Source organism: Candidatus Zixiibacteriota bacterium, from assembly GCA_017999435.1.
In the GTDB taxonomy this organism is placed as follows: domain Bacteria; phylum Zixibacteria; class MSB-5A5; order GN15; family FEB-12; genus JAGNLV01.
Window position 1 is genome coordinate 815,041 of record JAGNLV010000001.1, and the last position, 16,321, is coordinate 831,361.

Genomic DNA, 16,321 nt, shown 5'->3' on the forward strand with positions numbered 1-16,321 from the left:
CCCTCAGACCGGCCGCAGAACCGTGAACGTGAGTTCCTTCCCCGCCGGCCGCCGCCCGAACCCCAGACACCCCGCCTGTTCCTCGGCCGTCACCCGCAGCTCCACCCGGGCCTCGGTGGCCGACACCACTGCCAGGCGCACGAAAAACGTCCGCCCCGATCGGAACCGGTAGTAGGCGAGCGGCCCCTCGGGGTGCGACGGAACCGTGCGGAGAAACTCGTACGGGCGGCGCGCCCACCGCAGCCGTTCCTCCTGGAGGAGGCGGTTGATATCGGGCGGCGCCAGCCGCCCCGTCTGCGGCCCCTTACTCATCACCCTCCTCGTCCCCCTCCCGCCGGTCGGTCGTCTCCACCAGCATTTCTTTCTCCCCGTCGGCGTACACCATCCAAGCCGCCTCCGCCTCCCGCCCGTTCTCCTCGATGGTCACAATGAGCGAGATCTCCATCGCCCCGTCCGGGTCGGGGAAACAGACGACCTCGACCGGAAAGGCCTCGCCGCCGAAGGGCGCGAGGTAGAAGAAGAGCTCCCCATCTTCGTCATCCGGGGTCGCCTCGATCATTTCGCGCCAGTCCTCGTGCCCCCACCCGAACCAGCGCTGCCGCTCCTGGGCCAGCAGCTTTTTGATCGCCCGCTCGTCCATCATGTCAGGAGGGGAAGAGAAACGCGATGGCCCGGTCAACCTCCCGCCGGAGGTCGTCGAGCGCGGCGTCGTTGACGATAGTGTAGTCGGCCATGGCGATCGGCCCGCCTTTTTCGAGGTTCTCGACCTCGGCGAAATCCCGCCGGCGCGCCTCCTCGGCCGTGAGCGGCCGCTCGCTGCGGCCGGCCAGCCGGGCGTACCGGATCCTGCGGGCCGAGGTGATCGCCAGCACGAGCATCCGGCTGGCCAGTGCCTCGTGGAGGTACTTGTACTCCGACCACGAGTACAGCCCGTCGATCAGCACTCTCCCGGTCTCCCGGGCTGCGAGGATCTTCGGCATGGCCAGCCGGGCGTAGGCGTCCGGACCGTGCACGCGCCGCAGTTCCTCGCGGATCGCCCGCTCGTTGCGCTCATCGACCGTCAGCCCGCGCGCCGCGATTTCGTCGATCGTCACCTGCCCGAACCGGATCGTCGCCCACCCCCGCGCGGCCAGCATCTCCGCGGCGGTCGACTTTCCCGACCCCGGCATACCCACGAGCGCCAGGACCGGTGCGGTCGGCGCCTTATCCGCCTTGTCCATCGCCGCGTAATAACGCCCCAAACCGCGCGGCGGGCAAGGAGGATTTCCCGTTTCCGCGGCGCCGCGCGCGCCCCGCGGCGGTCGGGTCGCGGACGCTTCCCCGGCCCGCATTTTTCTCCCCGCCCCCGCGCCAAATCGCGTATAATAGTGTGCTATGACCGAGCCTGTCGACGCCCCGAGGAAAACAAAAGTCATCCGCCTCCAGACGGTCGGCTGCCGCCTCAACCAGTATGAAACCGAGCGGATGGCGGCCAAGCTCTACCCGTTCGGTTTTCGGCGGGCCGCTGACGGCGAGCCGGCCGACCTCACCGTCATCAACACCTGCACCGTCACCCATCGCGCCGATGCCGACTGCCGCCGCCTCATCCGCCAGGCCGCCCGCCGCAATCCCCACGGCCGCATCGTCGTCGTCGGCTGCTACGTCGACCACGACCCCGAGGTGATCGCCGGCCTTGAAGGAGTTGACGTCATCGTCCCCAACCGCGACAAAGACGCCATCGACCGCATCCTTCCCGCCCGTCTGCCCGACCTGTTCCGCGAGGCGCCCGACCTCTCCTGCTCCCCCTTCATCGAGGATTTCCACAATCGCAACCGCGCCTGGGTGAAAATATCGGACGGCTGCAATCAGTGGTGCTCTTTCTGCATCGTCGCCATCGTCCGCGGCCGGCTGGCCAACCGTCCCGCCGCCGACATCGCCGCCGAAATCAACGCCCTTGCCGCCCAGGGCTACCGCGAGATCGTCCTCACCGGCGTCAACATCGGCTACTACCGCGACCGGGGGCGCGAACCGCAGATCCGTTCGCTTGCCGGCCTCTGCCGGTTCCTCCTCGCCGAGACCGATCTCGCCCGCCTGCGCCTGTCATCGGTCGAGCCGCAGGCGGTCAAGGACGACCTCATCGAGGTCTTTGCCGAATCGCGCGGCCGCCTCTGCCGCCACTTCCATCTCCCCCTCCAGTCCGCCTCAAGCGAAATTCTCTGCGCCATGCGCCGCCCTTACAACCAGGCCATTTACGTCCAGCGCGCCTCGCGCCTCAAAGCGGCCGTCCCCGGCACCACCATCGGCGCCGACGTCATCGTCGGATTCCCCGGCGAGACCGAGGAGCACTTCGAGCAGACGCGCCGCCTGGCCGCCTCCGGTTTGATCGACTACCTCCACGTGTTCAGCTACAGCGACCGTCCCGGCACGGCCGCGGCCGCCTTGGAGGGCAAGGTTCCGGCCGCGGAAGTCCGCCGCCGCAACCGGATTCTCGCCGACCTCTCGCGGCGGCTCCAGCGCGCCAACCTCGAACGCCAGGTCGGCCGGACGCTGGAGGTCATCGCCGAGCACAGAAGCGAGCCCGACGGCGCCTACTTTGCCCTCTCCGACAACTATCTTCGGGTGAAACTCCCCGCTTCCGCCTACCGGGAGCGGGCGCTCGTGCCCGTGGCCGTCACCGCCGCGCGCGAGGACTACCTCGAGGGGATTCCCGTCGGTTCGCCCGCGCCGCCGGCCTAAACAACGCAGCCACCCTCGATGGCTCGAGGGTGGCTGCCGTACGTTTCGAACTGGGGCGCTGCGAAGTCCCTACTTCAGCAGCACCATCTTCTTCGTCTGGGTGAACGCTCCCGCCGTCAGACGATAGAAATACGTCCCCGACGCCATCGCGCTCGCATCCCACGTCACCGTGTGCGAACCCTGCGCCAGCGGACCGTCGACCAGCGTCGCCACCGTCTGCCCCAGCAGGTTGATCACCTTCAGCTTCACCGGACCGGCGGCCGCCAACGTGAAGCTGATCGCCGTCGTCGGGTTGAACGGGTTCGGATAGTTCTGCGCCAACCCGTAGGACAGCGGCAGCGCGCCGCCTGCTTCCCGCGTCAGCGCACTCAGCCGCACCCGGTCGCCCTGGTCCGTCCACACCAGCGGTGTCGCCACCCGCTCCCCGTTGACCGTCAGCGTCAACCTCTCCCCCGCTTTCGGGTACTGCGCCGTCGTCGCGCTCGTCGCGTCATACCCGTACACCGGCGTGAACCGCAGCAGACCGTCGCTGTACCGGCCGACGCCGCAGCGCACCCCGCTCGCTCCGAACACTTCGAAGACCGCGTCCCCGAGCGCCGCGCCGTCCAGGGTCAGGTTCGACCCATAGAGCGACAACCACGTCCGCGAGGGCGGCACCTCGGGCGCCGCCGCCGCCGTCCGCGGCAGGAGCGGCGGCACCGGGCCCGTCCAGCCGGGATAGAGCAGCGTACCCCCGCACTCACCTTTCAGCCAGTAGCCGAACCCCGGACCCATGGTCGCGAGCGTATTGTACGGATCATCCCCCGGCACGTGTATCAAACCGCCGCCGTCAAACCCGACCGCCACCATCAGGCAACCGTAGACCGAGGCCAGGGCGTCCGGCGGCGCCAGCTCCTCCGTCGGCCAGTACGACACCAGGTTCCAGTCCGGCCACATCGTGATGAAATCGGTCGGATCCACCCGCGGTCCGCAAATGTCGAACGTGATCGGGCAGTTCAGCAGGAACCAGTACCCGAAGTGGTAGTCGAGACCGTGGAGCGTCGAGAATTCCGGAAGGTCCGGATCGTACGTCTGCGCCCCCCGGTCGAACCCGAGGATCACTTCGATGCACGGCCCCGGCTTTCCCAACAGCGCGAAAAAGTCCTCGATCGACCCGCTCCACTCCCGGTTCCACGAAATCAGGTGCCACCCGGCATCGAGCGTGAACGTCTGGCAGGTGGTGAACGCGCACACCTCGAATCCGTCGCCGTTGGCGGTCCAGTAGACCTCCGGGTCGGCCTGCGCCTCAACGCCGTTGATGAAGAACGTGATCAGGTCGCCCGGCTCCGCCCCCTGGTCGCCCGGATTGTACGGCTCCTCGCGGTAGATCGGCATGAATCCGAACGATCCGTCCGGCCTCACGACGTCCATCCCGCACAGCACCCCGTCCGGATCATACGCCCGGATCACATCCCCCGGCGAAAGCGGCACGCCGTTCAACAGCGGATAGCCGCAGTACACGTTGATCCACTCGTTGGTCGGCACCGGCTCGTCGCCGTCGCCGCACGAATCGGTCAGCGGTCCGTACTGCGCCATCACGCCGAAATTGTCCCAGGCCCGCACGACGTAGTCGAACCATCCCGCGGTCACTTCCGATGGGATCACGCCCTCCCAATTCGACCCGCCGGTGTTCGCCATCAGCACACTGTCGTACAGGATATCCCCCGCCTGGCGGTAGAACAGCACCGCGTGGTCAACGTAGTCGAGGGTATCGGTGATCAGCGCCGCCACCACGGCATCGCCGCCCGCCTCGCAGTCGACCGCGACGCCGGTGATCTCCGGGGCGTAGTTGGGACAGATCGCCACCGCGTACGGGTAGTTCTGCGGGTTTGCCGCGGGCACCGACACCGTCGCCTCGCCGTCCGAGGCCGTCACGTAGTAGTCGATCCCCGACGTGCCGAGGGGCAGCAAACCGCCCGGAATGGTGTAGCAGTACTCATTTCCGCCGGCGCTGACCATGGCCGCCGAGTTGTACGGACCCACCGCCGGGTTGGCATAGCGCCAGAACAGCGTCACGTTGCTCAGGAACGGAGCGCAGGTGTCGGCGACGAGCGCACAAACGGACAGCCCCGTCGCCGCCGGCTGGCAGACCGCTTCCAGGTCGATCGTCGCCTGCGTCCGCACGATCACCGGCGGACAGGGCTCGTTGTACCAGCCCGTATCGCAGGGTGTGCACAGAGTCCCGCCCTGGCAGACCACGACCTGGTGCTGCGTGCCGTCCATTACCGTGTCCGGACTCGTGAACGTGATCAGGTAACGGCTGCACAGCGTTGTCTTGATCCGCGAGTAAAGCGAGTCGATATCCGCGGCCGAAGGTGCGTGCATGTAGTATCCGCCGGATCCGCCGGCAAAGGCGATCAGCGGATCCGCCCACGCCCCGGAGCCCACCGTGATCCCGTACAGCGGGATCCCGGCCGCCAGCGCCTTGTTCACGATGATCACTGAATCGTCGGCATAGGTGCCGTCGTAGTAGCTTCCGTCGGGCGGGTACCCGCAGACGTCGCTGTTATTCTCACCGCCGTCGGTGAATGAAATCACAGCGCGGGCGCCCTGCTGGGGAGCAGTGATATCCTCGCCCAGCCAGATACCGTCGAACAGGGCGGTCGAACCGGAGGCGATCAGGCTGGTGATACGCGAAAGCAGCAGCGTCGTGTCGCTGGTAAAATCCTGCAGCACCGACGTGCAGCTCGAGAAGGGCACGAGCGCCACCCGGTCAAAAGCGTCCATGTTGCGCACGAACTGCCGGGCTGCATTTTTCGCCAACTCCATTGCCCCGTACGATGCCATGCTCCCGCTCTGGTCAATCACAAGGCAGATCGCGGTCGGGCACCCCTGCGATCCGACCTCCGTTACCTGGAAGGGGACCGGCGCTCCGTCCTGCGTCACGCAGAAATCCCCCGCCGTCAGCCCCGGAATTGGGTACCCCGAATTGTCCAGCACGTCCACGTACATCTCGATGATCGGGTAGCTGGAGGGATCGAGCGTGATATTTACGGCCGTGTCAGCGGCAAAAGTCGACGCCACGAGCGGCCCCGGCGTAATCCTGCTCATGTCGAACTGATCGTCCGGCGGGCCGATTATCTGGGCCGCAAACACCGCCGCGGCCGCCGCCAAGAGCGCCACACTGCCAAGAACAAATCTCTTCATGATTCATACTCCCCTGAACAACTGGTGACCAGTACTCTCTATTTCCCTGTTGCGTGTCTGATAGCATTATGGGCCCGTCTCGCGGGCACTTGGCGTTGTTCTACGCTGCGGCACCCTCCTCCTTTCTCCCGACGCCTCGCGGCGCCTGGTCGAAACGTGATCCAAAGTACACTTGTCTATAAGACCTTCAATCGCGAGAACTCTGTGACGATGACTGCACCTTCCGGACGCCCTGCTTCACCTTCAATCTGCGCGGCCTCTCGCCTTCCCGGCGCCTCGCCGGCCGCCGAAAAACCGCACCTACGTATTCGCAATGCCTGATGTATGGATTACGATAGTGTTCCCGCGCCCGCCGGTCAAGGCAAATTTGCGGATAAATCGGTCTATTTCGGCCCTCGGCCCGCCGCTCCCGGCCGGGACCGCCCGCCGGCCAAAAAAGAAAGCCCGCGGACACCGGGGTCCGCGGGCTTGTCGATTCCGTGATTACGGGTTCCTGCTCAGTCGCAGGGCGCCGCGTACGGATCATTGTCGCAATGGCCGGGGCCAATGCAGCCGTTGTTGTAGTCGTCGAGCAGGCCCACCCAGCGGTTGACCATGTTCTTGTTCGCTTTCGACAGCGAGTCCCAATCCATCCAGTTGTACATCGCCAGGAAAGCGTCGGCGTCGGCGATAGCCGTGCCGAGGTCATCGGCGCTCGCCCCCGCGGCCACGTTCAGCTTCGCGGCCAGCAGGTGGCAGTACAGCTTGAGGATGCCGTTCGAGCTGCTTCCCCACGTCCGGCCGAGCAATTCCACCGCCGTCTGGGCGTTGGTGACGTGGATGCTCTTGGCGCCCATAGGCGTGCCGAGCCAGATCGGGAGGTACTGGGTGACCATGTCCGGCTGCGGGCCGAATCCGGACCAGTTCTTCCAGTAACCGGGCGTCCGCGTGCAGCCTTCCTGCTCCGGCATGTAGATCCCGGCGTCCCAGGTCCGGTCGATTTCACCGGCCACCAGCTCCGTGCAGATCGTCGTGCCGTTCGCATCCACATCCGAATCCACCGCATCATCGGCGCCCTGGTCCTGCAGCGTCCAGACATAGCCGGCCGGCAGCACGAAGTGGATGTTGTAGTGGCCCGGCTGCAGCTCGTCGAACAGGTAGTACCCGTTCGCGTCCGTCAGCATCTCGTCGAGGACGTTCCCCTCACAATCCATCAACTGCACGGTCACGCCCGGAACGCCCATCTCGCCGGCGTCCTGGATGCCGTTCATGTTGTCGTCGTACCACACGAAGTCGCCGATCGCGCAGAGCGGCGGCGGCGTCACTTCGAGCTCGAAGTACAGGAGGGTCTGCTTCTCCACCGGGGTCCCGTCAAGGTACGGCCGGCCGGTGAAGAGAAGGATGTTCTCGCCGAAATTGGTGTTCGGATCGTACTCGGAAATGTACGTGTCCTCCGTGATCACGATCGTGTCGCAGTAGACGGTCGGATCGGCGCCGATCGTGTAGCAGAACTCGATCCACGGATCTTCCGTCGGGAAGTCAGCGCTTTCGCTCGAGGCGTAAATCGACCGCGGGGTCTGATCGTCGGCCTCGTCCAGCAGAATCCCGTAGTTGGCGTAGGTCCCGTTCATCCAGGCCTGCACCAGCGAGGTCACGTCGGTCGTCTGCCAGCCGGCATCGGTCATGAAACCGTCAACCACGGCCGCATCGAAGGCCGCGCCGAACGAGTTCCAGGTGACCGTCATCTCATCCCAGGCCGCGGTGACCCGGTGCGCCGTGACCGGATGGTTCGTCGCGCCCACAACATAGATGTGCAGCGTCGCCGACTCCAGCGCCGCATCGATCGGCAACGCATACGAGGCCGTCAGCGGCATGTTGGTCTGCGGCTCCACCGGACCCTTGCTGCAGCCGGCAACCACCAGCGCCAGCATGAACACCGGAACCAGAACCTTCATCATCTTGCGCATTCGCATCTCCTTACTCAAAGCGGTTTGGTTGAATGATCTTGTGTCTAGGTAAGTCGTTTACTGTCTGTTACTTTCACACGGCGGACCGTAACCGCAGTCCGGGCCCTCTTCACCCGGAGAACTTCTAACCCCCGACGGCCAACCTTGACCCTGCCACTGCGCGGTAGCTGCTCACGTTCTTGGGAAGTCTGAGACGATCCGTCCCTGGCTCGTCGTTGCCCTGCCGGCGCCCCGCCGTTTATTTCGTCTGCCGATTCCCGGTGTGGCTCCGCCGGGACCTTTTCCGTGTCCGTCTGCGGCGCCGCCGGATAAGCAGCCGGAGAGCGCTTTGTTGAGACTTTGTAATATAATGTCCCGAACCGTTTTAGGCAAGCGAAAAGATCCATCTCGCAGGCGGAAATACTCCTTTTAGCCTCGGTCTAAAGTTCCCAGAATTAGTCCTAATTCTCCTCCAAACCGTATGGAGCGAATCTCATGCCGATTTCCGCTGCCGCCCACCCTTCCTGCGCACATTCTGTGCAATGCACTGGAATCAAACAGAAAAATCCGTCAACCCACCTCTCCGGGATCCCTATCGGGCGTGCAAAGTCTTGCCACAGTTTGGCTTGCAAATTCACTTCGGGATGGTCCGGACTTTGCATACTCTCCCCCGGTCAGGCAAGCAAGTCTTTCGTTTCGGAGGTGAGATGAACACGTCGCGACTTACCCGCGCCCCTCTGGCGCTCCCCGTACCCACGCTGCTCCTTACCCTCGCCCTTCTGGCGGTGGCGGCCCCGCGCCTCACGGCCGCCGTGACCGCCTCCGCCGCCGGCGTCAATTCGATCACCCTCACCTGGACCGCCCCCGGCGATGACGGCGTGTCAGGCCGCGCCGCGCAGTACGATGTCCGGTACTCCCTGTCCCCGATCACGAATGCCACCTGGGCCTCGGCATCGCAGGCGACCGGCGAGCCGGCGCCGGCGGCCGCCGGGTCGGCGGAGATCTTCACCGTCACCGGCCTCAACTCCGGCACTACGTACTATTTTGCGGTCAAGACCGCTGATGAGGCGCTCAACTGGTCGGCCCTGTCGAACGTCGCCTCCGGGACCACCGCGGTAGCGGGCGACGCATCCTCCCCGGCCGCCGTCACCAACCTCATCGTGGTCGCCCCCACCACGACCTCGCTCACGCTGGTCTGGACCGCTCCCGGCGACGATGGCGCGGTCGGCACGGCCTCCCGGTATGACATCCGCTACTCGACTCTGCCGATCTCCAACGGCGTCACCTGGAACATGGCCACGCAGCTGGTTTCCGAGCCGTCGCCTTCCCCGGCCGGCGCCGCCGAGACGCTGACGGTCGCCGGCCTGGCCGAGGCCACTACCTACTACTTCGCCCTGAAGACGGCCGACGAGGTGCCCAACTGGTCGACGATCTCAAACTGCCCTTCCGGAATCACCGCCGCCGACGCCGCGCCGCCGGCCGCAGTTGTCGACCTTCGCGCCTCCTCCGGCGATGCCGACAGCACGATCGACGTTGTCTGGACGGCCACGGGCGACGATGGCCTTCTGGGCACGGCGGCCGCGTACGAAGTCCGCTACTCCCGCACTGCCATATCCGAGAGCAACTGGTCGGCGGCGACCCTCTGGCCCTCCGTCATCACCCCTCTCGCCTCCGGCCTCGAGCAGCGGGTCACCCTCACCGGCCTTCAGCCCGGCGAAGTCTACTATGTCGCCCTGAAGGCGTACGATGACGCGGCCAACGTCTCGCCGCTCTCGAATGTCGACACCGGCGTCGCCAAATACGGCATAGCTTCCGACGTCGATCCCGACGAGACTCTCCCCGGCGGTTACGTGCTGGACCAGAACTTCCCGAATCCGTTCAACCCGACCACGTCTATCCGTTTCAGTGTGCCGGCCGCCGGCCGCGCCGAACTGACCGTCTACAACACCGCCGGCCAGGAGGTGACCCGTCTGGTTGACGGCGCCCTCGCCGCCGGCGAGCATACGGTGACATGGGACGGCCGCGATCGCACGGGATACCCGGTTGCCTCCGGCGTCTACTACTACCGCCTCGCCGCCGGCGACCAGCAGCACACCAAGAAAATGGTTCTGCTGAAGTAGGGGGATGAGCTTGAGCGGAGCCTGCGTTGCCAACCCAGCAGAGAGGATGATGCGCATATGAGCATACCGAAACCGAGGCCGATGATTCTGCTCACCCAGGGGGCCAATTCGAAGACGGTCGTGCTGATGAAGAGCCCGGCCCAGCCGCCGCGAGGAGGCTCGTTGACGCTGAAGTGGCCGGCCTGACCGCGGCACGGGATCGCCGCTCGGAATTTGAAGGTTCGGACCTGCGTGCCGAAAATTAATGGGCGTGCGCACGGGCCTGGGGGCAACGAGAGCCGCGTGTACGTGCTGACGATGATCCGGCATGGGAAGCCGCCGGTGAAGTGACCCGCTTGCCTACTGCCTTCTTGTGGCACAGCCCGATGGCGGTCTCACCCCGCCATCGGGCTTTTGATTTGCCGGGAGGCATTGAGCACTCGATCAGTTCGACGGAGGACGGGAGCCTGCAGGGTCACGCCATCGAGCGCGGGGGTAGCTCACCCATGGCGCCGCGTGGGGAGATGGAGGACCAGGTTCTCCGACAGCATTGACTCGCTCGGCCGCCAATCACGTCATCGACCGCCCGCGCGGCTCGCCGCCCCTCTCCGCAAGGTACCCTATTCCGCCGCTCGCGGCGCCACCGGCACAAAGTACACCCGGTCCTCCGCGAGTGCCGCCCAGTACGACTCCACGTGAATCCCGGCGAAGTCCCGGACGATCGTCTGCGCCGCGTGGCGCAGATCGAGTTTCCCCTTCACCGGCACCTCCACCGTCGGGTGATACCCCTTCATCGACCGATACCACAGGCAGTCCTCGTGGTTGATGATGATCACGCGACGGAGGTTCTGCTGCCGGGTGAAGAACTTCACCTGCTCCCACAGCACCTTGAAATTCTTGGGCAGGAAGACCTGCGCGCCGAAAGCGTGCGCCCCGCCCCCGACGACGATCGGCGTGTAGGTGCGGATGCCGAGTTCCTCGGTCACGAACCGCCGGAACGCAGTCTGAAAGCGCGGATCGCCGCAATGGATCACGAGCGCTTCGGGAGCTCGCGTGTCGAGCTGGTACATCGGCCGCCCGTCCGACCGGATGACATCGGCCTCGACCTCCTCCGGCGCCCCGTCCTCGCGGGGCGGAGCGCCCGGGGGTCCGTCGGACGGATCCGGCTCGGCCGGCCGATACGAGATGACGTCGTCGGCCAGCGCGGCATTTTTCAAAAATCGCCGCCGTTTCATTCGGTTGCGCCTCCTCCGGCCGGTGCGCCGGCCGCGCCCGGCTCGCCCGTTTCACCGAGTTTGATCCCGAGCCGCTGCACGAGTGCGCTCACGTCGATCCCGGCCGCCTTGGCCTGCTCCACCAGTTGGAACAGCAAGAGCGGCCCGGTCTTGGCAAACCGGCTGAGCGCGCCGTCCTTGCCCTCGCCGCCCCCGGCATCAACCACCACGAGCTTGTCGATATTCCCCATGGGCGCGGCGATCGCTCCGAACACGGCGCCGCAGGATTCGATCACCTGCGGGAGGATCTTGAGCATCTCGAGTGTGAGGGCGGCCTCGTTGAACTGGCGGTAGGCCTTGGCCAGCTCGGCCACCGACACCGCCCGGGCGAGCCCCTGGCGCTCGATCACGTCGGCCTCGGCCAATCCGGTCGCCTTGACGGCCTCGGCTTGCCCGAGACCCTCCTGCGAGCGCTTGTGCTTCTCGGCGTCGGCCCGCGCGATCGTCGCGTACTTGTCGCCGTCGGCCCGCGAGATCTGCGCCTGGCGGTAACCCTCGGCCTCCTTGACCTGCGAGTCCGCCTTGGCCTTGGCCGGCACCACGACCTCGGCCTCTTGCGCCTTCTGTTCGCGCAGGATGTTCTGCTCTTCCACCGCGATCTGGGCCCGCGAGCGTTCCTCCTCGATCTTGACCTCGGCGACAATGACCTTTTGCCGTTCGCCGGCGGTCGCCAGCGGCCCGGCCTGTTCCGTGATCGCCGTCTGCTTGGAGATTTCGGCGGCGTACTGCTGTTTGGCGACGTTGGTGTTTTTCTGGGCTTCGGACTTGAGCCGCTCGTTCTCCTGGGCGACCACTTCGGCGGCCCGCTCGGCGTCGGTCGAACGCTTCTTCGCCTCCGCCTGGGCCTCGGCCTCGCCGATCATCGCGTCGCGCTTGACCTCGGCCGTGCGCTTCTTCCCGAGCGCCTCGATGTACCCCTGCTGGTCGGTGATCGACTGCGGGTTGAACACGTCGATCTGCATCCCCAGCCGGGCGAGATCCTCCGCCGCCTCCCGCAGCACCTGCTGGCGGAACGCGTCGCGGTCCTTGATCAACTGGTCGACCGTCAGCGTGCCGACCACGCCGCGCAGGTTCGCCTCGAGGGTCTCGCGGGCGACGCTCTGCACCTTCTCGTGCGGCATGCTGAGGAAGCGGGCCCCGGCCGCCAACAGCGACTGGGCGTCGTCCTTGAACCGGATATTCGCTACCGCCTCGACCGTCACCAACACCCCGTCGGTGTTGGGCATGTTCTCCACCCGGATCTGCGGCAGGGTGATTTCGGTCAGGTCGAGGAACTGGACATCCTCGATGATCGGCTTGCGGATCCGCCCGCCCCCCGTGACCACGACCGTCCCGGGCGGGAGCACGGTCACCCCGGGCACGCCGGGAACCTCCGCCTGCGTCGCCCGCTGCAGCCCCTTTTTGCCGCTCCGCGCGCCGTAGAAGAAGGCCGCCTTGTTCGGAGGGACGCGCACGTAGAACAGCGACAGCGCTTTGACCAGGACGAAGAGGGCGATGACAATCGCCAGGCCGATAATCGGCCACACGAAAAACTGTATCATCTCCGACATGAGTGAGACCTCCGCTCCTGTGGTTGGTGATATTCTAGCCGTTTTGGGTGGGCGCGACGGTCACGACGCCGCCCGACTTGCCCACGATCCGCACCGGTGCGTTCCGGGCGATCGACCGGCCGTCCGCCGACCGGGCCAGGAAGGTGATCTCCCGGCCGCGGATGACACACGCCGCCTGCCCGTACTCCGCGCCCGCGATCGCATCGATCAGACGCGCCTCGCACCCGATGATCTCCTCGTCCCCGATCGTCGAACTCGCCTGGCTGGCGTAGAACAGCCGGAGAATGAGGTAGCCGATGGCGCCGACCGCCGCCGCCCCCACCAGGCCCGCCATGGACGACTTCATCATCGTCCACCCTGCCGTGGCCCGAAACCCGAATCCGACCGCCCCGAATCCGACCAGGAGGAGGGCGATGATTTTGATGTTGATGACTCCCGGCCCGTGTCCGTCGGCTCCGACCCCGCCGGCGTCGGCGTCGACGTGGAAGTCCGTATCGTGCCCGAAAATGACGCTGAGCAGAAGGGTCAGGAACCCCACTGCGAAAATGGTGGCAAAGATGAGCATGGCCTCAACCTCCGCAACTTCTCTACCGAGACCGTTTGATATACTCGCCCCAAGTATACGATATTCACCGTGCGGAGGCGAAAGATTTATCGGCGCCCGGCCGGCGCGTCACCGCGCCGGTTCCAGAAGGGAGGCGAAGAACTCCCGGTTCTCCCGCACCCACGCATCGAAGTCCCGGATCCCGGGATAGAGCTTCCGGCTCTCCTCGAGATCGGCTGTCCGCTCGGTGATGTACCGCCGGTTCATGTCGAACATGTTGGCCAGCTCCTGGGCGCCCGGGAATGGGAATTGGGCATACTCCTCGCGCGGGATGTGGCGGTAGCTCACCGGGACCTCGAGTGCCCGCGCGAGCGCCTGGGCGTACTCGGCCGGCGGCCGGTCGTCCCCCACCACCCCCACCTGCCGCCCGGCGAACTCGTCCGGGCGCTCGAACAGCGGGGCCACCACGCCCCCAATATCTTCCGTGCCCACCATCGCCAGCTTCGTCTCGCCCTGCGGAAATCCGAAGGACAAAGACCCGTCCTCGGCCCGCTGGAGCATGGAGAAGATCATGTAGTTTTCGTAGTAGAACGCCACGTGGGTGAAGGCCGACCGGAGGGGCAGGGCGCGGATCTCATCTTCCAGGCGCGCCTTGAGCTCAAGGTGCGGCACGTCGTACTCCCCCCGGCCGAGTTTCCGCGGATTGGGCAGGGAGCTGTAGATGAAGAATTCGGGCCTGGTTTCCGCGACCGCCCGGATCAGGTTGCGCCCGAGTTCGAACTCGCGGTGGAAGTGCTCCCAGAAGTTGGTGACGCCGAACACGCCCCAGCACCCGTCCATCGCCCGCACCAGACTCTGCGGGTCGCCCATGTCGCCGGCGGCGATTTCGACGCCCCGGCGCGCCAGGTCCTTTGCCTGCGGCGACTCGGGATGGCGCGTCAGCCCGCGCACCGCGAACCGCCCCCGCCGCAGGAGGTGCCTCGCCACGCTGCCCCCCTGCGCCCCGGTCACCCCGGTTACCAGAATCTTCTTCTCTGCCGTCACTGCATCCTCCGCATCGTTGTGGGGTCCACGCGATCGTTTCTTCCCCGCCCCGGCGTTCCCGGACGCGGCAATATGGACATTATGGCTCGATGAGTCAAGCCGAAAGATGGCGCGGCGGGGAAGCCGCGCCGCTCAGCCCGCCGGCGCCCCCGCGCCGCCCGACCCGGTCTCGTCCTCCCGCGCTTCGGGAAGAAAGAGTGGCGGTTCCTCGGCGATCCGGTAGTCGTCCTTGAGAAACCGGATGACGGCGTAGGCGCGCGCCTGCGTCGTCGCCACCACCGCCAGGGCGTAGCCGAAAACTGAGGCGAGGATGACAAGGAGCATGGCCGCCATAACGTATCCGGCGGCGCTGTCCCCCCGTTCGGCCCACTGCGAGATCGAAAACCGCCAGTCGAACCCCGGCACGAGCGCGACCGCCGCCTCGACCGGGCCCGAGCGCACCGGCAGATGCCCCAGCCCCTCGCGGACCAACCGGTCCGCCTTCTCCCCGGCCGTGAGCGACGCGGCCCACGCCGTGAACTGCACCGCCCGGTAGCAGAAGTAGGCATAGATCCAGCTCGCCGCTTTGGCCGCGGCCAGCCCGTAGGCGGTGTAGGCCAGCCAGCGGACCGGCTGACGGATGACGGTCGAAAACGTCCCGAGGATCGCGGTGAACGACTCGCCGTGGCGTTCGGCGGCGGCCGCCGCGGGGAGCAGGATCACGGAGATTTGGAGAACGGCGACGATGAACACGGTGAAGATGGCGATGAAGAAGACCGGCAGGAGAAAGGTCGCCGCGTACACCCACTCCCCGACGGCCGGGATGCGAACGACCAGCCCGAGCAGCAGAAAGAGCAGGAGGATGAACAGGAGGAAGGCAACCATGGCCGCCTCGCCGGCCGCCAGCTGGCCCAGCCGCCGGCGCGCGAACCGGATCGCCTCGCACATCGGGAAGAACCGGTTCCCCCGCAATTGTTCGATCTCGATCGCGCTCACGGCGAACAACCCCGTCATGAGCGCCAGCAGCGCCAGCACGATCCCCAGTCCGCAGGCGGCCTGCGCCAAGCCGCCGCTGAAATTCAGCCCGGCGAGCGGCAAAAGCCCGTGCCACCGCCAGAAGGTCTCGAGCGAGGCGCCGTCGAGCACCGCCGCGAGGTAGACGAACACGTCGTAGATGGCGACGGCGAGGCACAGGAACAGCGTCATGACGAAAATGCGTTTGGCGGCGAGCGCCCGGGCCGGCGCGATGAGGATGTCCCGGAAGTCGTAATACAGCGGCTGGTCCATACCGGAAGGGTGCCGCGCGCGGCGCAGGGTGTCAAGCTAAATAGCGGGCCGGGGCGGCCGCGCCCCGCCCGGCTACTCGTCCACCTTCGGCCGGTCGGGCAGTTCGTTCACGTCGTCGTCCATGCGCGGGAAGTGGCGGGCGAGTTCTTCGCCGATCGCCGCGATCGCCCGGATGATCCCCTCGGCGTGCTCCCCCTTGGCCATGCCGGCGACAATCGTGCCGCAGGGTCCGCCCCAGTAATCGGGCGGGGCCTTGGCGGCGATGCCGCGGTCGGCGATGACGGCGGCCTGCCCCTCCTCGACGGAGACGAAGATCAGCACCCCGGTGCGGCCGCGCACGGGGACCATCTGGTGAAACGCGCTCAGGGCCCGGCGCCAGACTGCGGCGCGCCGGCGCGCCGTCCGCGCCAGCACCCGCCCGCCGCCGAAATAGGCGAGGACAAATCCGACCCCGCCCCAGAGGAGCGTCTGGGTCGTGTTGTAGTACACGCCCCAATCGACGCGGCGGGTGGCCAGCAGCGCCGCCACCATGCACACGAAAGTCACGGCGAGAGCGCACAGCAGCCGCTCGCCGCTCCAGTTGCGCGACCGCGAGGCCAACTCCACGGCGATCTCACCGCTCGTGGCGCTCTCCGCCTGCCGAACCGCCGCCTCGATGGCCGCAAAATCGGCCGCCGAGAAATATTTTTCGACCAGTGACGCCATACCTTGCCGCCTT

General features: G+C 66.4%; 13 protein-coding genes. 2 read left to right on the forward strand and 11 right to left on the reverse strand.

What is annotated here, in order from left to right; genetic code table 11:
* Nucleotides 1-3: 3 nt before the first annotated feature.
* Genes KA261_03575 through KA261_03585 form a run of 3 tightly spaced genes read right to left on the reverse strand, consistent with a single transcriptional unit; the run spans nucleotide 4 to nucleotide 1,220 of the window.
* Nucleotides 4-312: a hypothetical protein gene (locus KA261_03575; GenBank protein ID MBP7696866.1), complete on the reverse strand. Its 309-nt coding sequence runs from the start codon at nucleotides 310-312 to the stop codon at nucleotides 4-6.
* Entirely contained in the window at nucleotides 305-640 is a 336-nt protein-coding gene (locus tag KA261_03580) for a hypothetical protein (protein ID MBP7696867.1), read from the reverse strand. Before KA261_03580 ends, KA261_03575 begins: the two co-directional genes overlap by 8 nt.
* A gap of 4 nt (nucleotides 641-644) precedes the next feature.
* Nucleotides 645-1,220 (reverse strand): AAA family ATPase, encoded by a 576-nt coding sequence (locus KA261_03585; GenBank protein ID MBP7696868.1) that lies wholly within the window; start codon nucleotides 1,218-1,220, stop codon nucleotides 645-647.
* A 154-nt stretch (nucleotides 1,221-1,374) separates the two neighbouring features.
* Here KA261_03585 and mtaB point away from each other — a divergent pair, with 154 nt between their 5' ends.
* Entirely contained in the window at nucleotides 1,375-2,715 is a 1,341-nt protein-coding gene (mtaB, locus tag KA261_03590; GenBank protein MBP7696869.1) for a tRNA (N(6)-L-threonylcarbamoyladenosine(37)-C(2))-methylthiotransferase MtaB, read from the forward strand.
* Between the two features lie 69 nt (nucleotides 2,716-2,784).
* Here the strand turns inward: mtaB and KA261_03595 are convergent, their stop codons facing one another.
* The gene (locus tag KA261_03595; GenBank protein ID MBP7696870.1) at nucleotides 2,785-5,901 is read right to left on the reverse strand and encodes a VWA domain-containing protein; all 3,117 of its coding nucleotides are present in this window, start codon (nucleotides 5,899-5,901) and stop codon (nucleotides 2,785-2,787) included.
* Between the two features lie 497 nt (nucleotides 5,902-6,398).
* Nucleotides 6,399-7,847, reverse strand: coding sequence for a DNRLRE domain-containing protein (locus KA261_03600; protein MBP7696871.1), 1,449 nt, complete (start codon nucleotides 7,845-7,847; stop codon nucleotides 6,399-6,401).
* A gap of 1,271 nt (nucleotides 7,848-9,118) precedes the next feature.
* Between KA261_03600 and KA261_03605 the strand changes: the two genes are divergently transcribed.
* On the forward strand, nucleotides 9,119-9,946 hold the full coding sequence (locus KA261_03605) for a T9SS type A sorting domain-containing protein (GenBank protein ID MBP7696872.1): 828 nt from the start codon (nucleotides 9,119-9,121) through the stop codon (nucleotides 9,944-9,946).
* Nucleotides 9,947-10,545: 599 nt separating this feature from the next.
* Here KA261_03605 and KA261_03610 read toward each other — a convergent pair.
* From KA261_03610 to KA261_03635, 6 genes are all read right to left on the reverse strand, one after another.
* The gene (locus KA261_03610) at nucleotides 10,546-11,160 is read right to left on the reverse strand and encodes a hypothetical protein (GenBank protein MBP7696873.1); all 615 of its coding nucleotides are present in this window, start codon (nucleotides 11,158-11,160) and stop codon (nucleotides 10,546-10,548) included.
* Nucleotides 11,157-12,749, reverse strand: coding sequence for a hypothetical protein (locus tag KA261_03615; GenBank protein ID MBP7696874.1), 1,593 nt, complete (start codon nucleotides 12,747-12,749; stop codon nucleotides 11,157-11,159). The genes KA261_03610 and KA261_03615 overlap by 4 nt, the downstream gene beginning before the upstream one ends.
* 34 nt (nucleotides 12,750-12,783) lie before the next feature.
* Entirely contained in the window at nucleotides 12,784-13,314 is a 531-nt protein-coding gene (locus KA261_03620; protein ID MBP7696875.1) for an NfeD family protein, read from the reverse strand.
* Between the two features lie 108 nt (nucleotides 13,315-13,422).
* The gene (locus KA261_03625) at nucleotides 13,423-14,337 is read right to left on the reverse strand and encodes an NmrA/HSCARG family protein (GenBank protein ID MBP7696876.1); all 915 of its coding nucleotides are present in this window, start codon (nucleotides 14,335-14,337) and stop codon (nucleotides 13,423-13,425) included.
* A gap of 132 nt (nucleotides 14,338-14,469) precedes the next feature.
* Nucleotides 14,470-15,603 (reverse strand): hypothetical protein, encoded by a 1,134-nt coding sequence (locus KA261_03630; GenBank protein ID MBP7696877.1) that lies wholly within the window; start codon nucleotides 15,601-15,603, stop codon nucleotides 14,470-14,472.
* 72 nt (nucleotides 15,604-15,675) lie between these two features.
* Nucleotides 15,676-16,308, reverse strand: a complete 633-nt coding sequence (locus KA261_03635; GenBank protein ID MBP7696878.1) for a hypothetical protein — start codon at nucleotides 16,306-16,308, stop codon at nucleotides 15,676-15,678.
* Between the last annotated feature and the right edge of the window lie 13 nt (nucleotides 16,309-16,321).

Bases quoted from the DNA above. Each gene is read 5' to 3' on its own strand.
- mtaB (MBP7696869.1), top strand. From the start codon at position 1,375: ATGACCGAGCCTGTCGACGCCCCGAGGAAAACAAAAGTCATCCGCCTC.
- KA261_03620 (MBP7696875.1), bottom strand. From the start codon at position 13,314: ATGCTCATCTTTGCCACCATTTTCGCAGTGGGGTTCCTGACCCTTCTG.
- KA261_03610 (MBP7696873.1), bottom strand. From the start codon at position 11,160: ATGAAACGGCGGCGATTTTTGAAAAATGCCGCGCTGGCCGACGACGTC.
- KA261_03580 (MBP7696867.1), bottom strand. From the start codon at position 640: ATGGACGAGCGGGCGATCAAAAAGCTGCTGGCCCAGGAGCGGCAGCGC.
- KA261_03615 (MBP7696874.1), bottom strand. From the start codon at position 12,749: ATGTCGGAGATGATACAGTTTTTCGTGTGGCCGATTATCGGCCTGGCG.
- KA261_03595 (MBP7696870.1), bottom strand. From the start codon at position 5,901: ATGAAGAGATTTGTTCTTGGCAGTGTGGCGCTCTTGGCGGCGGCCGCG.
- KA261_03585 (MBP7696868.1), bottom strand. From the start codon at position 1,220: ATGGACAAGGCGGATAAGGCGCCGACCGCACCGGTCCTGGCGCTCGTG.
- KA261_03630 (MBP7696877.1), bottom strand. From the start codon at position 15,603: ATGGACCAGCCGCTGTATTACGACTTCCGGGACATCCTCATCGCGCCG.
- KA261_03605 (MBP7696872.1), top strand. From the start codon at position 9,119: ATGGCCACGCAGCTGGTTTCCGAGCCGTCGCCTTCCCCGGCCGGCGCC.
- KA261_03575 (MBP7696866.1), bottom strand. From the start codon at position 312: ATGAGTAAGGGGCCGCAGACGGGGCGGCTGGCGCCGCCCGATATCAAC.
- KA261_03635 (MBP7696878.1), bottom strand. From the start codon at position 16,308: ATGGCGTCACTGGTCGAAAAATATTTCTCGGCGGCCGATTTTGCGGCC.
- KA261_03600 (MBP7696871.1), bottom strand. From the start codon at position 7,847: ATGCGCAAGATGATGAAGGTTCTGGTTCCGGTGTTCATGCTGGCGCTG.